The sequence below is a fragment of the Streptomyces sp. NPDC033178 genome (assembly GCF_055577685.1).
In genome coordinates, this window is record NZ_JBVIPT010000009.1 from 359696 (window position 1) to 377143 (window position 17448).

General features: G+C 70.1%; 15 protein-coding genes. 4 read left to right on the plus strand and 11 right to left on the minus strand.

All coding sequences use genetic code 11. The annotated features are described in order from the left end of the window. Positions 1 to 60: 60 nt before the first annotated feature. The 3 genes from ACZ5VQ_RS24120 to ACZ5VQ_RS24130 all read left to right on the plus strand — a co-directional run bounded on the left by ACZ5VQ_RS24120 (position 61) and on the right by ACZ5VQ_RS24130 (position 1845). Positions 61 to 729 (plus strand): hypothetical protein, encoded by a 669-nt coding sequence (locus tag ACZ5VQ_RS24120; RefSeq protein ID WP_469106657.1) that lies wholly within the window; start codon positions 61 to 63, stop codon positions 727 to 729. 88 nt (positions 730 to 817) lie between these two features. After that, entirely contained in the window at positions 818 to 1402 is a 585-nt protein-coding gene (locus ACZ5VQ_RS24125) for a DUF6529 family protein (protein WP_469106658.1), read from the plus strand. Then, positions 1399 to 1845, plus strand: coding sequence for a Rieske (2Fe-2S) protein (locus tag ACZ5VQ_RS24130; RefSeq protein WP_469106659.1), 447 nt, complete (start codon positions 1399 to 1401; stop codon positions 1843 to 1845). The genes ACZ5VQ_RS24125 and ACZ5VQ_RS24130 overlap by 4 nt, the downstream gene beginning before the upstream one ends. A 71-nt stretch (positions 1846 to 1916) precedes the next feature. On the opposite strand, the gene ACZ5VQ_RS24135 is transcribed toward ACZ5VQ_RS24130, so the two are convergent. From ACZ5VQ_RS24135 to ACZ5VQ_RS24185, 11 genes are all read right to left on the minus strand, one after another. After that, the gene (locus ACZ5VQ_RS24135) at positions 1917 to 2936 is read right to left on the minus strand and encodes an ADP-ribosylglycohydrolase family protein (RefSeq protein ID WP_469106660.1); all 1020 of its coding nucleotides are present in this window, start codon (positions 2934 to 2936) and stop codon (positions 1917 to 1919) included. Next, the gene (locus ACZ5VQ_RS24140) at positions 2933 to 3736 is read right to left on the minus strand and encodes an NUDIX hydrolase (RefSeq protein WP_469106661.1); all 804 of its coding nucleotides are present in this window, start codon (positions 3734 to 3736) and stop codon (positions 2933 to 2935) included. Before ACZ5VQ_RS24140 ends, ACZ5VQ_RS24135 begins: the two co-directional genes overlap by 4 nt. A 273-nt stretch (positions 3737 to 4009) precedes the next feature. Further along, positions 4010 to 5209, minus strand: a complete 1200-nt coding sequence (locus ACZ5VQ_RS24145; protein ID WP_362080605.1) for a pseudouridine synthase — start codon at positions 5207 to 5209, stop codon at positions 4010 to 4012. After that, entirely contained in the window at positions 5209 to 5865 is a 657-nt protein-coding gene (gene scpB, locus ACZ5VQ_RS24150) for an SMC-Scp complex subunit ScpB (RefSeq protein WP_469106662.1), read from the minus strand. The genes ACZ5VQ_RS24145 and scpB overlap by 1 nt, the downstream gene beginning before the upstream one ends. Beyond that, on the minus strand, positions 5862 to 6938 hold the full coding sequence (locus ACZ5VQ_RS24155) for a segregation and condensation protein A (RefSeq protein WP_469106663.1): 1077 nt from the start codon (positions 6936 to 6938) through the stop codon (positions 5862 to 5864). The genes scpB and ACZ5VQ_RS24155 overlap by 4 nt, the downstream gene beginning before the upstream one ends. Positions 6939 to 6956: 18 nt before the next feature. Further along, the gene (locus ACZ5VQ_RS24160) at positions 6957 to 7532 is read right to left on the minus strand and encodes a hypothetical protein (RefSeq protein WP_362080612.1); all 576 of its coding nucleotides are present in this window, start codon (positions 7530 to 7532) and stop codon (positions 6957 to 6959) included. After that, positions 7517 to 8653 carry a ParA family protein gene (locus ACZ5VQ_RS24165; RefSeq protein ID WP_143635976.1) on the minus strand — a complete coding sequence of 379 codons (1137 nt, stop codon included), beginning with the start codon at positions 8651 to 8653 and terminating at the stop codon, positions 7517 to 7519. Before ACZ5VQ_RS24165 ends, ACZ5VQ_RS24160 begins: the two co-directional genes overlap by 16 nt. Positions 8654 to 9075: 422 nt before the next feature. Then, positions 9076 to 10191 carry an alanine dehydrogenase gene (gene ald / locus ACZ5VQ_RS24170; protein ID WP_362080660.1) on the minus strand — a complete coding sequence of 372 codons (1116 nt, stop codon included), beginning with the start codon at positions 10189 to 10191 and terminating at the stop codon, positions 9076 to 9078. A gap of 164 nt (positions 10192 to 10355) precedes the next feature. Further along, positions 10356 to 12446 (minus strand): tetratricopeptide repeat protein, encoded by a 2091-nt coding sequence (locus ACZ5VQ_RS24175; protein WP_469106664.1) that lies wholly within the window; start codon positions 12444 to 12446, stop codon positions 10356 to 10358. Positions 12447 to 12677: 231 nt separating this feature from the next. Further along, positions 12678 to 13304 (minus strand): NUDIX domain-containing protein, encoded by a 627-nt coding sequence (locus ACZ5VQ_RS24180; RefSeq protein ID WP_469106665.1) that lies wholly within the window; start codon positions 13302 to 13304, stop codon positions 12678 to 12680. Positions 13305 to 13427: 123 nt separating this feature from the next. Continuing rightward, on the minus strand, positions 13428 to 15095 hold the full coding sequence (locus tag ACZ5VQ_RS24185; protein WP_469106687.1) for a CTP synthase: 1668 nt from the start codon (positions 15093 to 15095) through the stop codon (positions 13428 to 13430). Between the two features lie 475 nt (positions 15096 to 15570). Between ACZ5VQ_RS24185 and ACZ5VQ_RS24190 the strand changes: the two genes are divergently transcribed. Beyond that, a complete protein-coding gene (locus ACZ5VQ_RS24190) occupies positions 15571 to 17373 on the plus strand; it encodes a glycoside hydrolase family 15 protein (protein ID WP_362080663.1) in 1803 nt (600 codons plus the stop codon). Positions 17374 to 17448: the final 75 nt, after the last annotated feature.

A 17448-nucleotide genomic window follows, 5' to 3' on the forward strand; every position in this document is an offset into this window, starting at 1 on the left:
AGGTGCCGCGGGTCCGCTTGCATGGTGAGGCTGTCCGCGCCACGCCTCGGGGGAGGCTCGATGAAGCGTTCCGGACCACTTTTCACGCTCCTCGCGGGACTGCTGCTCGCCCTGTTCATGCTGTCGCTCAACGTGACATCGGGGACGCGCAGTACGTCGACCGGGAGCGAGTCCTCGGGTGACGTCGTGTCGGCGAGCCCGACACCCACGGCCTCACCCCCGTCGGGCAAGGCGTCGCCCTCGCCCAGCCCGTCGAAGACCGCCGTGCCCAACGCCGACTACGCGGGCCGCACGGACGACGACTCCTCCGCGGTCGCGGTCACCCTGCGCGACGGCAAGGCGGTCGCGTACTTCTGCGACGGCAAGGACCAGGAGTCGTGGCTGAAGGGCGACGTCGAGGCAGACGGCAGCATGCGGCTCACCGGCCGGAACGGCAACGTCCTCACCGGCGAGCTGAAAGGCAAGCGGATCCGCGGCACGGTCGACATGGGGCAGCGGGAGTACGGCTTCACGGCCGACAAGGCCGTCAAGCCCTCCGGGCTGTACCGCGCGACCGCCACCGTGCGCGGCGCCGAGGTCGACGGCGGCTGGATCGTTCTGCCGAGCGGCCGGCAGGTCGGCATCCTCAACCGCGCGGGCAAGCCGGGCCCCGCACCACGTATCGACCCCGAGACCGGCATCGTGACGGTCGACGGGCAGCAGCTCACTGCCAAGCCCGTGACCCCGTGATCCCCTCGCCCGTTCCTCCGCTCCACCCCGCACTGCGCTCTTCGCTCCGCCCCTTGCCCCATGACCCCGTGACCGCAGGGAGCCGACCATGACCGTGGACCCGAACGCCGCCACCCAGAACTTTCCGTCGCCCGGCCCCGCCTCCCGCCGCCCGGGAGCCGCCGCCTATCTCGTACCGGCCCTGGTCGCGGGCGCGGTCGCGGTCGGCCTCGGCGTCTACGGCAATGTGCACGACCCGGAGGGCACCGCCTTCAACCTCGCGGGCTTCAGCAGCACGAGCGCGGTCAAGTCGTGGCTCGCCACGGCCGCGATGGGCTTCGCGGTCGTGCAGCTCGTGTCGGCGCTCATGGTGTACGGGCGTATCCCGGGCCCGAGCTGGTCCGGTGTGCTGCACCGCTGGTCGGGTCGAATTGCGTTCCTTGTTGCCGTCCCGGTCGCTGTGCACTGTCTGTACGCTTTGGGCTATCAGACGTACGAACCGCGTGTTTTGTGGCACTCGGTCCTGGGTTGCTTCTTCTTCGGTGCATTCAGTGCCAAGATGCTGCTGCTCCGCTCGGAGCGTCTGCCCGGCTGGGTACTGCCCATCGTCGGCGGACTTGTCTTCTCGGCCCTGACGGTGGTCTGGCTGACCTCCGCCCTCTGGTTCTTCCGCACGTTCGGAGTGACGACATGACCCACCCCTCCACGCGGCGCGCGGTTCTCGCGACGGGCACGGCCGCGCTGATCGCCGGCTGCAGCAACTACGGGGACGAGAACGGCGGGGGCAGTGAGGAGGGGGCGTCGTCCGTCGCCCCCGAGGAGAGCGGGACCGGGGGCGAGGCGCCCGCCGGTGAGGAACTGACCAAGACCACCGACATCCCGGTCGGCGGCGGCAAGATCTTCAAGGACGAGAAGGTCGTCGTCACCCAGCCCGAGAAGGGCGGCTTCAAGGCCTTCTCGGCGGTCTGCACGCACCAGGGCTGCATCGTCGCTACCGTCTCGGACGGCACGATCAACTGCGCCTGCCACGGCAGCGAGTTCCGCATCGCCGACGGCGCGGTGGCCAAGGGCCCGGCCCAGAAGCCGCTCCCCGCGAAGCAGATCACGGTCACGGGCGACTCGATCAGCGTCACCTGACCCACCACGCGCGGCCCGCCGGACCGGTGGGCCGGTGGACCCGTGAACCGGTCAGTCGTCCCGCGGGCCGGTCAGTCGTCCCAGAGCGCTCCCAACGCCATCAGGTCCCCCTGGTACTCGATCCTGTCGGCCCACTCCGTAGGCCATGCATCGGCACCGAGGTACGCCCCCGCGAAGGCGCCGGCGAGGCACGCGATCGAGTCCGAGTCCCCCGAGGTGCAGGCGGCCCGGCGCAGGGCCGTCACCGGCTCGTCCACGAAGAGCAGGAAGCACAGCAGGCCCGTGGCGAGGGCCTCCTCCGCGATCCACCCGGCCCCCATGGCCAGACAGGGGTCAGTCTCGGGCGACGGCGACCGCAGGGCCCCCTGAAGCCGCTCCAGGACCTCCAGGCACTCGTCCCAGCCGCGCGAGATGAAGTGCGTCGGCGTCGGGTCCTGGGAACGCGTCCACAGGTCGCCGAGCCAGCGCTCGTTGTAGCGCGTGCGGTTCTCGTACGCGTACGAGCGCAACAGACCGACCAGCCCCGTCGGCTCGGCACCCTGCGCGAGCAGGCGCACCGCGTGCGCGGTGAGGTCGGACGCGGCGAGCGCCGTCGGGTGCCCGTGGGTGAGCGCGGCCTGCAACTGGGCGGCGCCCGCGCGCTGTTCGTCGCTGAGCCCTGAGATGAGACCGAGGGGCGCGACACGCATGTTGGCGCCGCAGCCCTTGGAGTCGATCTGGCTGGCGTCCTGCCAGGGCAGGCCTTCACGCCTCAGCTTCTCGCAGGCGACCAGGCATGTACGTCCGGGTGCGCGGTTGTTCTCCGGCGACTGGTACCAGTCCACGAACTCCTCACGTACGGGCCGCTCCAGCCGCTTGGGGCCCAGCAGCCCCCGGTCCATGGCCGTGCGCAGCCCCCGCCCCAGCGCCAGCGTCATCTGCGTGTCGTCCGTGACGCGCGCCGGGTCCGGCAGTTCCAACTCCCGCCAGGGGCCGAACGTGGCAAGAATCGACGGCACGTCCTTGAACTCGGTCGGGTAACCGAGCGCGTCCCCGAGGGCGAGCCCGACCAACGCCCCGGTGGCGGCGTGCTTCCTGACGGTCGTGGTCATGAGGATCGTCCTTCCGGAGACGGGTTCGAAGACGAGGACGGAGATTGGGACGGGGTTGGGGACGGGGCCGGGGGCCGCGCGGATGCCGGTGCCGATGCCGACGCCGGTCGCAGCAATGGCGGGTGCAGTGCGGTGGCATCGCCCGCGCGATACAGCGCCGCCGGCTTCCCCCGGCCTCCGGTCAGCCGGGCCGCCCCCGGGATCTGCTCGACGAACCCGGGCGTGGCAAGAACCTTGCGCCGGAAGTTCGGCCGGTCGAGCGCGGTCCCCCACACGGTCTCGTAGACCTGCTGGAGTTCCCCGAGCGTGAACTCCGGCGGGCAGAACGCCGTGGCCAGGCAGGTGTATTCGAACTTGGCGCCGATCCGCTCGTGGGCGTCGGCGAGGATCCGGTCGTGGTCGAAGGCGAGCGGTCCGAGTCCGTCGTACGCCAGCCAGCGCGCGCTGGCCGCGTCCCCGCCGCCGTGTGGGTCGGGCGGGTCCGGCAGCAGCGCGGTGTACGCCACGGAGACGACCCGCATCCGCGGATCGCGGTCCGGCTCGCTGTAGGTGCGCAGCTGCTCCAGATGCAGCCCCGAGACGTCCGACAGGCCGGTCTCCTCGGCGAGTTCACGCCGGGCGGCCGTCCCCGCGGACTCGTCGGGCAGCACGAACCCTCCGGGCAGCGCCCAGCGGCCCGCGTACGGCTCCTGTCCGCGCTCGATCAGCAGCACCTGGAGCCCGCCCGCCCGGACCGTGAACACCGCGAGATCCACGGTGACGGCGAAGGGTTCGAAGGCGTATTTGTCGTAGCCCTCCATTGCCCCCTCCTCGTGGCCTTCGCGGCCGTCCTGCTCCTCGCCGGGCGACGCCCCGGGGACCGGGACCACCCCCGTGGGCCCTGCTCCATCGGTCGCGCCCGGCGAGGGCGTTCTTTAATGGTCAGTACGACTATAAATAGCGGGACAGGCGGCCACAACCCCCGAACGCACATCGGCCGGCCCCGGGAAGTCCCGGAACCGGCCGATGCCGTACCAAACAGGTCTCTACGTAGGAGACGTTTTCCTCCGGAGGTTCTCCAGAGGTCCAGAGGTCTAGAGGCCGACCTCCTGCATCAGCATCCCGACCTCGGTGTTCGAAAGCCGGCGCAGCCAGCCCGACTTCTGGTCGCCCAGGGTGATCGGTCCGAAGGACACGCGCACGAGCTTGTCGACCGGGAAGCCGGCCTCGGCGAGCATGCGCCGCACGATGTGCTTGCGGCCCTCGTGCAGGGTCACCTCTACGAGGTAGTTCTTGCCGGTCTGCTCGACGACCCTGAAGTGGTCCGCCTTCGCGTACCCGTCCTCCAGCTGGATGCCGTCCTTGAGCTGCTTGCCCAGGTCGCGCGGGATGGGGCCCACGATGTGCGCGAGATAGACCTTCTTCACGCCGTACTTGGGGTGCGTGAGGCGGTGTGCCAGCTCGCCGTGGTTGGTGAGCAGGATGACGCCCTCGGTCTCGGTGTCGAGCCGCCCGACGTGGAAGAGCCGCGTCTCACGGTTCGTCACGTAGTCACCGAGGCACTGACGGCCCTCGTTGTCCTCCATGGTGGACACCACGCCGGCGGGCTTGTTCAGCGAGAAGAACTGGTACGACTGCGTGGCGACGGTCAGCCCGTCGACCTTGATCTCGTCGTTCTCCGGGTCGACGCGCATGCCCTGCTCGACGACGATCTCGCCGTTGACCTCGACCCGGGACTGCTCGACCAGTTCCTCGCAGGCACGCCGCGAACCGTAGCCCGCGCGCGCGAGCACCTTCTGCAGGCGCTCGCCCTCCTGCTCGGCGCCCGGGAAGGTCTTGGGCGTCTTGACCTCGGGCCTGCCCGCGTACCGGTCGCGGTTGCGCTCCTCGGTACGCGTCTCGTACTCACGGGAGCGCGCGTTCTCCGTACGGCCGCCGCGCTGCTGGCCCTGCTTGGGACCGCCCTTGGCACCGCCGCGGGCCGAGCTGCCGCGCCCCGACTTGGGACCGTCGTGGGTGGCGCCGGGGCCTACGTCGTAGCGGCGCTCCTCCGGACGGGGGTTGCCTGCCCGCTTCGGCCTGTCGTCGCGCCCTCCCGCGCTCCTCTGCGGGGAGCCGCCCCCACCGGTTCCCCTGGAGTTGCCGCCTCCGCCGGTTCCCCGGGAGTTGCCGCCTCCGCCGGAACCGCGGGGGCCACCGCCGCCACCGGAGCCGCGAGGGTTACCGCCCCCGCCGGTCCCGCGGGGGTTACCGCGCCCGTTGTTCCTGCCACTGCCGCTGCCACTGCTTCGCATCAAAGTTCCGTCGTCGTCGTGTCGTCTGCATCTGCATCCGGTGCGTCCGGATCGAACGACGGGACCCCTTCCAGCGTCTCTGCTTCGATCGCGTCCGCCTCCGGAAGGAAGGGCGCGAGCTCCGGGAGCTCGTCCAGGCCGCGCAGGCCCATTCGCTCCAGGAAGTAGTTCGTCGTCCTGTACAGGATCGCACCTGTTTCGGGTTCCGCGCCCGCCTCCTCGACCAGACCCCTCTGCAGGAGGGTGCGCATCACGCCGTCGCAGTTCACTCCGCGGACCGCCGAGACCCTGCTGCGGCTGACCGGCTGCCGGTACGCGACGACCGCGAGGGTCTCCAGCGCGGCCTGGGTGAGCCGGGCCTGCTGGCCGTCGAGGACGAAGCGCTCGACGGCCGCCGCGTACTCGGGCCGGCTGTAGAAACGCCAGCCGTCGGCGATGAGCCGCAGCTCGAAGCCGCGCCCCTGGACGGTGTACTCGTCGGCCAGCGCCCGCAGCGCGTCCGCGATCTTCCGCTTCGGCCGCTCCAGGATCTTCGAGAGGTGCTCCACGGTCGCGGGCTCGTCCACGACCATGAGAACGGCCTCCAGGGCGGGCCTGAGGTCGAGATCGGCGACGCCGGGCGGACCCGCCGGGGCCTCGGTGGTGTCCTCGCTCACGCCTTCTCCTCCTTGACCGGTTCCGGCGGCCTGTCGAACTCGTCCGTCACCGTCGGCTGCGCATCCCCGTCCCCGCCCGTCCAGCGCACCATCAGGTCCCCCAGAGCCTCCTCCTGGTCCAGGGAGACCGCCTTCTCCCGATAGAGCTCCAGAAGGGCCAGGAAACGCGCCACGACGGTGAGGGTGTCGTCGGTGTCCTCGACGAGCGAGCGGAAACTGGCCTCTCCGAGCTCCCGCAGCCGGGCCACCACGATCGCGGCCTGCTCCTGCACGCTCACGAGCGGCGCGTGGATGTGGTCGACGTACACCTGGGGCTTCGGCCTGGGCTGCATCGCCTTCACGGCGAGCCTGGCGAATCCTTCCGCCCCGATGCTGATGACGACCTCGGGCAGCAGCTCGGCGTGGTGCGCCTCCAGCCCGACGGTACGGGGGTAGCGGCGCGCCTCCTCGTCCAGGCGCCGGTTGAAGATCTCGGCGATCTGCTTGTACGCCCGGTACTGCAGCAGCCGGGCGAAGAGCAGGTCCCGGGCCTCCAGCAGTGCCAGGTCCGCCTCGTCCTCGACCTCGGCGGACGGCAGCAGCCGGGCGGCCTTCAGATCGAGCAGCGTCGCCGCGACCACCAGGAACTCGGTCGTCTGGTCGAGATCCCAGTCCGGCCCCATCGCCCTGATGTGCGCCATGAACTCGTCGGTGACCCTGGAGAGCGCCACTTCGGTGACATCCATCTTGTGCTTGGAAATCAACTGAAGCAGCAGATCGAACGGCCCTTCGAAGTTGGCAAGCCGAACTTTGAAGACCCCGTCGTCGGGTTCGACGGGTTCCGGCTCACCGTCGGTGTTGTGGGCAGGCGTTCCGCAGGGCGGAACGGGTGGGCACAACGCCCCACGGTCCGCAGCCGAAGTACCGTCCTCAACCCCAGACGGGCTCTCCGCCGCAGGCGGCTCCGGCTCCGCCGCAGGCAGCAAGACCTCGCCCGGGGGCTCAGGCGGGGCACCCCCAGGCCCCCGACCCAGCGCACGCCGACGACCACCGGAACCGCCGGAGGCCGTGGCAGGGACGTCGTTCGAGGTCATAGCCGTCGCAGGCTACCGCTACCGCCCGCGCAACCGTCGTACGAGGATGCTCGCGTCCCCACGGGATTCGAGATCCGCGAGCACCACGGCGACAGCCTCCCGCACGATCCGCCCGCGGTCGACGGCCAGCCCGTGCTCCCCACGGAGCACCAGCCGGGCGTGCTCTAGATCCATGAGCTCCTCGGCGGACACGTACACCGTGATCTTCTCGTCGTGCCGCTCGCGCCCGCTGGGGCGCCGCCCGGAGCCCCGCCCGCGCTTGCGCGGCTGCGCGCCCGCGGAGGGCCCGGCAGAACCTTCCTGCACCCCCTGACGCCGCCCGGAACGGTCCCCGGCGGCGCCCCGACTCCGGGACTCCCCGTCGGAGGACTCGGCGTCGGCGGCGACATGTTCGTCGCCCTCGCCGTCGCCGCCCCGCACGGGTACCGACTGCGGGGCGTCCTCCCCGGCGGCAGCGGCGTCACTCTCGCCCGCCGGAGCCGGAACCCGGGCCTCGCCGTTGGCCTGGCGCCTGGGGCTGGACGCCTGCAGCGCCATTCCCCCGGTCGTACGGAACAGTTCGTCGGCCCCCGGCAGACTCACTCGGCGTGACACCGGGCGAGCACCTCCCTGGCGAGCTGGCGATAGGCGGCGGCACCGACGGAGTTGGAGGCGTACGTCGTGATCGGCTCACCGGCGACCGTGGTCTCCGGGAAGCGGACGGTCCGGCCGATCACCGTGTGGTAGACGTGATCGTCGAACGCCTCGACCACGCGCGCGAGCACCTCACGGCTGTGCACGGTCCGCGAGTCGTACATCGTGGCGAGGATGCCGTCGAGCTCCAGCTCGGGGTTGAGCCGCTCCTGGACCTTCTCGATGGTCTCGGTGAGCAGCGCGACACCACGGAGGGCGAAGAACTCGCACTCGAGCGGCACGATCACCTTGTGCGCCGCCGTCAGGGCGTTGACGGTGAGCAGGCCGAGCGAGGGCTGACAGTCGATCACGATGTAGTCGTAGTCGGCCATCAGCGGCTTCAGGGCCCGCTGCAGTGTGGACTCGCGCGCGACCTCGGACACCAACTGGACCTCGGCGGCCGACAGGTCGATGTTGCTGGGCAGCAGGTCCATGTTCGGGACCGCTGTCTTCAGGAGCACCTCGTCGGCCGCCATGCCCCGCTCCATGAGCAGGTTGTAGACCGTGAGGTCGAGCTCCATCGGGTTGACGCCGAGACCCACGGACAGTGCGCCCTGCGGGTCGAAGTCGACGAGCAGGACCCGGCGTCCGTACTCCGCGAGTGCCGCGCCCAGGTTGATGGTCGACGTCGTCTTGCCCACGCCGCCCTTCTGGTTGCACATCGCGATGATCTTCGCGGGGCCGTGATCGGTCAGCGGGCCCGGGATCGGGAAGTACGGCAGCGGGCGCCCGGTCGGGCCGATGCGCTCACGCCGCTGGCGCGCCGCGTCGGGCGCGAGCGTGGCCGCGTACTCCGGATCGGGCTCGTACTCGGCGTCGGGGTCGTAGAAGTGCCCCTCGGGCAGGTCGTCGTAGTCGGCGAAGTGGGTGCGGTTCTCGCCACTTCCGTTGCCGGCCATGGCGTTCACGTGATGGCCATCCATGCTCTGGTGTGCGGGCTGAGTCGTCCGCGAGGGGTGGAGACTCTGGTGGGCTGCGAAGGTGCGCACAGCAACGGAGCCGACAGCCTCGAGCCCCGTGGGCCTTGAGCCCTGCGCAGGCATTCCTGGTTGACCACCCCCGGGAGTAAATGTCGACTCATTCACAAGTCGTCTTACCTCCTTGGTGACCAGGAAACTTCTAGATAGGTCAGCGTGGCACCATGCCGACGGTTGGCGACTCTATGGCGTGTCACCGGTCCGCAGCAACACAATCCGCCGGACCCGGCCCGATGTGTCGGCAACGGAACACCCCTCTGTCAAGGGCGTAAGGGCGTCGCACGGCAGGTTTCACGGGTGTGCGAAACGGTTCAAGGGTTACGTTCGAGGCGAGTTGAACGAGTCTCGCAAAGTGACTCGACACACATCCGGCCGGACCTTGTGGGACAAGGTCCGGCCGTACGCGCCATGTTGACGACCTGTGTTGACGTATCGCCTTTTATCGGTGGAGAGATCGCCCGTCGGGTCGGGACAGATCGGTCGTATCGTCAGCCGAGCAGGGTCTCCAGCTCGACGTGCTCCAGCCCGTGCGCCTCCGCGACCTCGCGGTAAACGACCTTGCCGTCATGCGTGTTGAGACCCCTGGCGAGCGCCGGGTCACGGCGCAGCGACTCGACCCAGCCGCGGTTCGCCAATTCCACGATGTAGGGCAGCGTGGCGTTCGTCAGGGCATAAGTCGACGTGTTGGGCACGGCGCCCGGCATGTTGGCGACGCAGTAGAAGACCGAGCCGTGGACCGGGAAGGTCGGCTCCGCGTGAGTCGTCGGACGCGAGTCCTCGAAGCAGCCGCCCTGGTCGATGGCGATGTCGACAAGAACACTTCCGGGCTTCATTCGCGACACGAGCTCGTTGGTGACCAGTTTCGGCGCCTTGGCGCCCGGGATGAGCACGGCGCCGATGACGAGGTCGGCCTCCAGAACGGCCTTCTCCAGCTCGAAGGAGTTGGACATGATCGCCCGGACCTTGGTGCCGAAGACCTTGTCGGCCTCGCGGAGCTTGTTGATGTCGCGGTCGAGCAGCGTGACGTGGAATCCCATGCCGACGGCGATCTGCGTGGCGTTCCAGCCGGAGACACCGCCGCCGATGACGACGGCCCGCGCGGGCTGCGTGCCGGGCACGCCACCGGGGAGCACGCCGCGGCCGCCGACCGAGCGCATCAGGTGGTACGCGCCGACCTGCGGGGCGAGGCGGCCCGCGACCTCGGACATCGGGGCGAGGAGCGGGAGCGCGCGGCTGGGCAGCTCGACCGTCTCGTAGGCGATCGCCGTGGTGCCGGACTCGACGAGCGCGTCCGTGCACTCCTTGGACGCGGCCAGGTGCAGGTAGGTGAAGAGCGTCTGGTCCTTGCGGAGGCGGTGGTACTCCTCGGCGATGGGCTCCTTGACCTTGAGCAGCAGGTCGGCGGTGGCCCAGACCTCGTCGGCGGTGGCGATGATCCGCGCACCGGCGGCCACGTACTCCTCGTCCGGGATCGACGAGCCGACTCCGGCGTTCTGCTCGATGAGGACCTGGTGGCCGTGGCGCACCAGCTCGTGCACGCCGGCGGGGGTGATGGCCACCCGGAACTCGTTGTTCTTGACCTCGCGGGGGATGCCGACCTTCACGTCGATCACGGTCCTTGGCTCAGAAGGGGTCTGGGGTCACGCAACGCATGCCAGGACATGGCCCGACATACCGGCACGCACGGGAGCACACCGGGAGACACCACGAAAAGACGCGGCGGAGCCAGTCTAATGAAGGGATTCCCTCTGTCTAGCCTTTCAATGCATCAATCTTCTTCGGATGTACTACGGATTTCGCAGGCGTTAGCGTCGTGTTCCCTGGCTGAAGCGTCCTCTGGGAGCTCGTCACCCAGCATGCGCTCGGCCGCTCCGCGGTGCAGCCCGGCGGCCGCGGGGTCCCCCAGCCGGTCCAGCGTGTCGGCGAGCCGGAGGTGCAGCGCGGCCTGCAGCCGGGGGTCCTCGGCGCGGCGCGCCCACTCGACCGCCTCCAGGCAGGTGGCGAGGGATTCCTCGGGCCGGCCCGCGTACTCCTGCACCCGCCCCATCTCGCTCAACGCCCTTGCCTGACCGGCCACATCGCCGTTCCTGCGGTAGCCGGTGATCGCCGAGCGCCAGTTGCGCAGCGCCTCGCCGTAGCGGCCCGCGTAGGTGTGCGCGGTGGCGATGCGTCCGTGCAGCCGGGCCACGTCCTCGCGCTCGTCGCGCGCGAGCCGCTGGGCGAGGGCGCGCCCGTACCAGTCGGCGGCCCGGTCGTAGTCCCCGAGCTCCTGGTGCGCGCCGCCTACGGATTCCATCGCGCGGCCGGTCGCATACGGGTCGTTCGCCTCACGTCCGGCGTCCAGGGCGGCCCGGTAGCGGGCCAGGGCATCGGTCGTACGGCCGGTCTGGGCGTCCAGGTCGGCGAGGTTCAGCAGCGCGGCGGCCTTCTCGCGGGGCAGGTCCCGGCGCTCGGCCACGTCCAGGACGAGCCGGTGGATGCCGTACAGCTCGGGCGCCGCCGCCTGCGTACCGAAGTGCGCGACCATCGCTCTGACCAGGGCGGCCATGAGGCGGCGGGCCAGCGTGTCCAGCTCTCCGTCGGCGACCGCGAGCCGGGCCGCGGCGAGCAGTGCGGGCTGCCGGATGCGCAGCCAGTCGGCGGCCGCGCGGGGGTTCGGGAAGCGCAGCGCGCGGGGCATCCCTGCGAGCTTCTCGCGGGCCGGGGAACTGTCGGTCTCGGTGATCGCACGGCAGGACACCAGCAGCCGTACGGTCCGCTCCAGCATCCGGGCGCGGGCCAGCTGGAGTTCGGCCGGGCGGTCCTGGGTCTCGGTGAGCGAGCGCAGCAGCGGCAGCAGACAGCCGGGCACCTCGTACTGCGGCAGGGGCGACTCGACGGACCGTACGAGGCCGAGTTTGGTGAAGTCGTCCAGGGTGGTGCGGGCGGCGCCGACCGAGCAGCCGGCCAGCGCGGACGCGGTGTGCGGGTCCACGAGGCCCGCGGGGGCGAGCGAGAGCAGTCGCAGTATCCGCGCGGCGGCCGAGGGCAGGGCCGCGTACGAGAGGCGGAAGACGCGTTCGAGGACGTCGAGAAGACGGCCTTCGTCACCCTCGGTGCGCAGCTGCTTGGCCAGGTCGGCCACGGCCGCCTTGGGCCGGTGGGCCAGCCAGGCGCCGGCGAGGACGAGCGCGGCGGGCTGGGACGCGCAGATCTGCACGAGTCCTTCGGCCGCCAACGGGTCGACGGTGATGCGTACCGAGCCGGTGTACCGGTCGAGAAGTTCGAGGGCGGACTTGGTGTCGAGGCCACCGAGGGTGCAGGGCCGGACGTCGGGGATCCCGGTCAGGGGTCCGCCCGAGACGGCGACGACGAGACAGTCGGGAGTCTCCGGGAGGAGCACGTCTACCTGCTCGGCGTCCGCCGCGTCGTCCAGCAGGAGCAGTACACGGCGAGTGGCGAGCCCCTCGCGCAACCGCTCGGAGAGCTCGTCCTCGTCGGCCCCTGCGGGGGCGGTCAGTTCGAGGGCGGTGAGCAGGTCACGGGCGGTTCGTTCGGTCGCCACGGGCGTGCCGTCGGGCTCGGTGAGCCGGGCCCTCAGGACGCCGTCCGGATAACTGTCCGCGACCTGCCGTACGAGTTCCTCGGCGAGCGCGGTCCTGCCCGATCCGGGCTTGCCCGCGATGAGCAGCACGCGCGCGCGTGGCGCCTTCCGGCCCGCGAGGGTGTCCAGACCGGCCCGCTCGATGTCGGCCCGCAGTTCCTTCAACTCTCGCGTGCGGCCGAGGAACTGACTCTCCGTGGGGGAAGGCTCGGCAGCCGGGCGCTGCTCTTCCTCCGACACCGCCGTGTCGCCGGCGTCCACCGCCTGATCCGTCACGGGCCACACTCCCGTCCCACTGCACGCGCAAGCCCGCCGGGACTCCGGCCGGGGCGTTTCCAGAGCCTAGTTCACGCTCTGCGACGATCTGTGCGGAGCGCGGCGGGCACGTCCCCCGATCGGATCAGGCGATCGTCACACCGGCAGGTCGCACGCGTGGGCCCGAGTGGATTCAGGGTCGGGCCCAGCAGTGGGTTCAGGAGCGGCGTCCGGAGCGTGTGCCGGAGTGGATCACGCCTCGAAGGGGCGTGCGGGCCACGGCGCCTCGGCCGGGCGCAGGGCGTCCAGGCCGTCGCCGTGCTGCGCCGCGATCAGCGAAAGCACGCCCACGACCAGGCAGTTGTTGTGCAGCTCCCCGGTGAGGACGCCTCGTACGAGCTCGTCGACCGGGACGCGGGAGAGCTCCATGTCGGCCTCCTCGTCCTCGACCTCGAAGCGCTGTCCCTCGGCCTCGGAGAGATCGCGGGCGAGGAAGATGCGCACGGCCTCGTCGCAGCCGCCGGGCGTGGTGAACACGTCGGTGAGCACCCGCCAGTCCTCGGCCTTGACGTGGGCCTCTTCGTAGAGCTCGCGCTGGGCGGCGTGCAGCGGGTTCTCGCCGGGGATGTCGAGCAGCCCGGCCGGGATCTCCCAGAGCTTGTGGCGTACGGGGTGCCGGTACTGGCGGATGACCAGGACGCGGCCCTGGTCGTCGAGGGCGAGGACGGCCACCGAACCCGGGTGGACCTGATAGTCGCGGCGGACCACCGATCCGTCGGGCATGACAACGTCGTCGGTGCGCGCGGAGGTCTTGTTGCCCACGAACGGGGTCTCGGTCGCCCTGACCTCCCACTCCTCGGCGGTGTCCTTGATGGTCATGTCGACTTGTCCTCCCACACGCACGAATCTGCGCCCAACGTGAATACGCCCGACAGAAGCGATAAATAAACCGGGGCACGCGCCTCAAAAGACACGCACCCCGGCAACCGTACAACCCGCGTGCTACTTGGCCGTCTTGCGCTCCACGGCGGCCTTGACCAGGCCCGCGAAGAGCGGGTGCGGCCGGGTCGGACGCGAGCGCAGCTCGGGGTGCGCCTGCGTCGCGACCAGGTAGGGGTGGACGTCCCGCGGGTACTCCACGTACTCCACGAGCTTGCCGTCCGGGGACGTCCCGGAGAACTGCAGGCCGGCCTTCTTCTCCAGCTCGGCACGGTAGGAGTTGTTCACCTCGTAGCGGTGGCGGTGGCGCTCCTCGACGTACTCCTTGCCGTCGTACACCTCGCGCACGATCGAGCCCTCGGCGAGCTTGGCGGGGTACATGCCCAGGCGCATCGTGCCGCCCATGTCGCCGTCGCCCGCGACGATGTCGAGCTGCTCGGCCATGGTGGAGATGACCGGGTGGCCGGTGGCGGAGTCGAACTCGGTGGAGTTGGCGTCCGGGATGTCGGCGAGGTTGCGCGCGGCCTCGATCACGATGCACTGCAGGCCCAGGCAGAGACCGAGCAGCGGGATCTTGTTCTCGCGGGCGTACTGGATGGCGCCGACCTTGCCGGACACACCGCGGTCGCCGAAGCCGCCGGGGATGCAGATCGCGTCCACGTCACCGAGCTGCTTCGCGGCACCCGCCGGGGTCTTGCAGTCGTCCGAGGTGACCCACTTGATCTTCACGCGGGCCTTGTTGGCGAAACCGCCCGCGCGCAGGGCCTCGGTGACCGAAAGGTAGGCGTCGGGCAGGTCGATGTACTTGCCGACGAGCGCCATGTTGATCTCGTGGACCGGGCGGTGGACGCGGTCCAGCAGGTCGTCCCAGGTCGTCCAGTCCACATCGCGGAACGGGAGGTCGAGCTTGCGCACGACGTAGGCGTCCAGGCCCTCGGTGTGCAGGACCTTCGGGATGTCGTAGATGGACTTGGCGTCGATGGCCGCGACCACGGCCGCCTCGTCGACGTCGCACATCAGGGAGATCTTGCGCTTGATCGCGGTGGGCACCTCGCGGTCGGCGCGCAGCACGATCGCGTCTGGCTGGATACCGATGCTACGCAGAGCCGCAACCGAATGCTGGGTCGGCTTCGTCTTCAGCTCCCCGGAGGGGCCGATGTACGGAAGGAGCGAGATGTGGACGACGAACACATTGTCGCGACCGACCTCGTGACGGACCTGACGAACGGTCTCCAGGAACGGCTGCGACTCGATGTCGCCGACCGTGCCGCCGACCTCGGTGATGACGACGTCGACGTCGTCGGTGGCCATGCGCCGGATACGGTGCTTGATCTCGTTGGTGATGTGCGGGATGACCTGCACGGTGTCGCCCAGGTACTCGCCGCGCCGCTCCTTGGCGATGACCGTCGAGTAGACCTGCCCGGTGGTGACGTTGGCGGAGCCGTCCAGGTCGACGTCGAGGAAGCGCTCGTAGTGGCCGATGTCCAGGTCGGTCTCGGCGCCGTCGTTGGTGACGAACACCTCACCGTGCTGGAACGGGTTCATGGTGCCCGGGTCGACGTTCAGATACGGGTCGAGCTTCTGCATGGTGACCCGCAGACCCCGCGCCTTGAGCAGCGCGCCCAGGCTGGAGGCGGTCAGACCCTTGCCGAGGGAGGAGGCGACACCCCCGGTGACGAAGATGTGCTTGGTCGTCGTGGCTGTGCTGTTTCGAAAAGCAGCGGGCGGCATGGCCAAGAGGGGGCTCCCGTGGTCGCGGTGTCTGGTGCGGTACGGCTGCCCGACCCGGAGGATTCCGGAGGTGCCGTCGCTGCGGTTCGGGGGTCCCTTTTCCTGCCGGGGCGCCCACCGGTCCACGGGCTACCAGGGTATCAGCGACGGGGCGAGGCTGCTTCCGGCCACGCTCTGCACACGGGTCGACACGGACCACACTCGTGCTCACTCGTTCGGCTCAGACGGGTTGTCGGGAGCGGCGCGCGGATCATCAGCGTGCGTCGTATCCTGCTCGGACGATCGCTGCCGAGTCAGGCCGGCAAACGGCACCACCCACGCCCGTCGCCCGGAACTTCGAGAGCTCGTCAGTTCGTTTCGCTACGACATCACCACGACAATTGACGTCGCGCGACGACGATTTACATACGTTCCCTTGACCGCAAAGAGCGACCGCCCCCTGGGGGGCGACGTGGCCGTTCGACTGGAGTTGCACGTGGCCGGGCGCATCGAAGACTACGCACTAATCGGAGACATGCAGACAGCCGCGCTGGTCTGCAGGGACGGCACGGTGGACTGGCTGTGCCTCCCCCGCTTCGACTCCCACGCCGTCTTCGCAGGACTTCTCGGCACGGAGGAACACGGATTCTGGCGGCTCGGTCCGGCACACGCGGCCGACGCCGAACCGCCTACCGCGGTCCGCCGTCGCTATCGCGGCGACTCGCTGATCCTCGAATCCGAGTGGGACACGTCACGCGGCACGGTCCGCGTGACCGATTTCATGCCTCCGCGTGACGGCGCGCCGCAGCTGATCCGGATCGTCGAGGGCGTCACCGGACGCGTCCCGATGCGCTCGGCGCTGCGGATGCGTTTCTCGTACGGGCGTGTGGTGCCCTGGGTGCACAAGCACGAGGGGCGGACGGTGGCCGTCGCCGGGCCCGACTCTGTGTGGTTCGACACCGAGTGCGAGACCTACGGCAAGGCATTGACGACGTACTCGGACTTCACGGTCGCGCCGGGTGACCGGATCGCGTTCACGATCTCCTGGGAGCCCTCGCACAAGCAGCCGCCCGCGCTGCCGGAGCCGGAGGCCTCCCTGGAGGCCACCGAGGAGTTCTGGCGCGAGTGGGTGGACCAGTGCACGTACCACGGGCCCTACCGCGAGGCCGTGGTCCGCTCGCTGATCACGCTCAAGGCACTGACGTACGGGCCGACGGGCGGCATCGTCGCCGCGCCGACCACCTCCCTGCCGGAGGAGATCGGCGGTGTCCGCAACTGGGACTACCGCTACACCTGGCTACGTGACGCGGCGATCACCCTGTCGTCGTTGCTGCGCACGGGCTACCGCGAGGAGGCTCGCGCCTGGCGCGAGTGGCTGCTGCGCGCGGTCGCCGGCGACCCGGAGAACCTGCAGATCATGTACGGCATCGCGGGCGAGCGGGAGTTGGGCGAGGCGGAGCTCGACTGGCTTCCCGGGTACGAGAACTCCGGTCCCGTACGCGTCGGGAACGGCGCCGCGCACCAGCTCCAGCTGGATGTGTACGGCGAGGTGACGGAGGCGCTGCACCTGGCCCACATGACGGGTCTGGCCCGCAACGACTACGCCTCTCTCCTCCAGCTCAAGCTGATCCGCTACCTGGAGGACCACTGGGACGAGCCGGACGAGGGCATCTGGGAGGTGCGCGGCCCGCGCCGCCACTTCGTGCACTCGAAGGTGATGGCCTGGGTCGCCGTCGACCGGACGATCAAGCTCATCGAGTCCGGCGACGCGGACGGCCCGCTGGAGAAGTGGCGCGAACTGCGCGACGACATCCACCGGGACGTGTGTGAGAAGGGTTACGACAAGGAGCGCAACACCTTCACACAGTCGTACGGCTCGAAGGAGCTGGACGCCTCGCTGCTGCTGATCCCGCAGATGGGCTTCCTGCCGCCGGACGACAAGCGCGTGATCGGCACGATCGAGGCCATCCAGCGCGAACTGTCCACATCGGACGGCTTCATCCTGCGCTACCCGACCTCCGGTGAGGACGCGGGCGTGGACGGCCTGGAGGGCGACGAGGGCGCGTTCCTGGCCTGCTCGTTCTGGATGGCGGACGACCTCGCGATGATCGGCCGCGTGGACGAGGCCCGCAAGCTCTTCGAGAAGCTGCTGGCACTGCGCAACGACCTCGGTCTCCTCGCCGAGGAGTGGGACCCGGTCCTGAAGCGCCAGGTCGGCAACTTCCCACAGGCGTTCAGCCACGTGCCGCTCATCGACACGGCACTGCGGCTGACGGCCTCCGGGGCGTACGGAGGCTGACCGAGGGCCGGGCCGTCACGAGGTCCGTACGGCTGCCCACGGGCGGCCGCAGGGGGGCGCCGCGGGCTCGGCGCG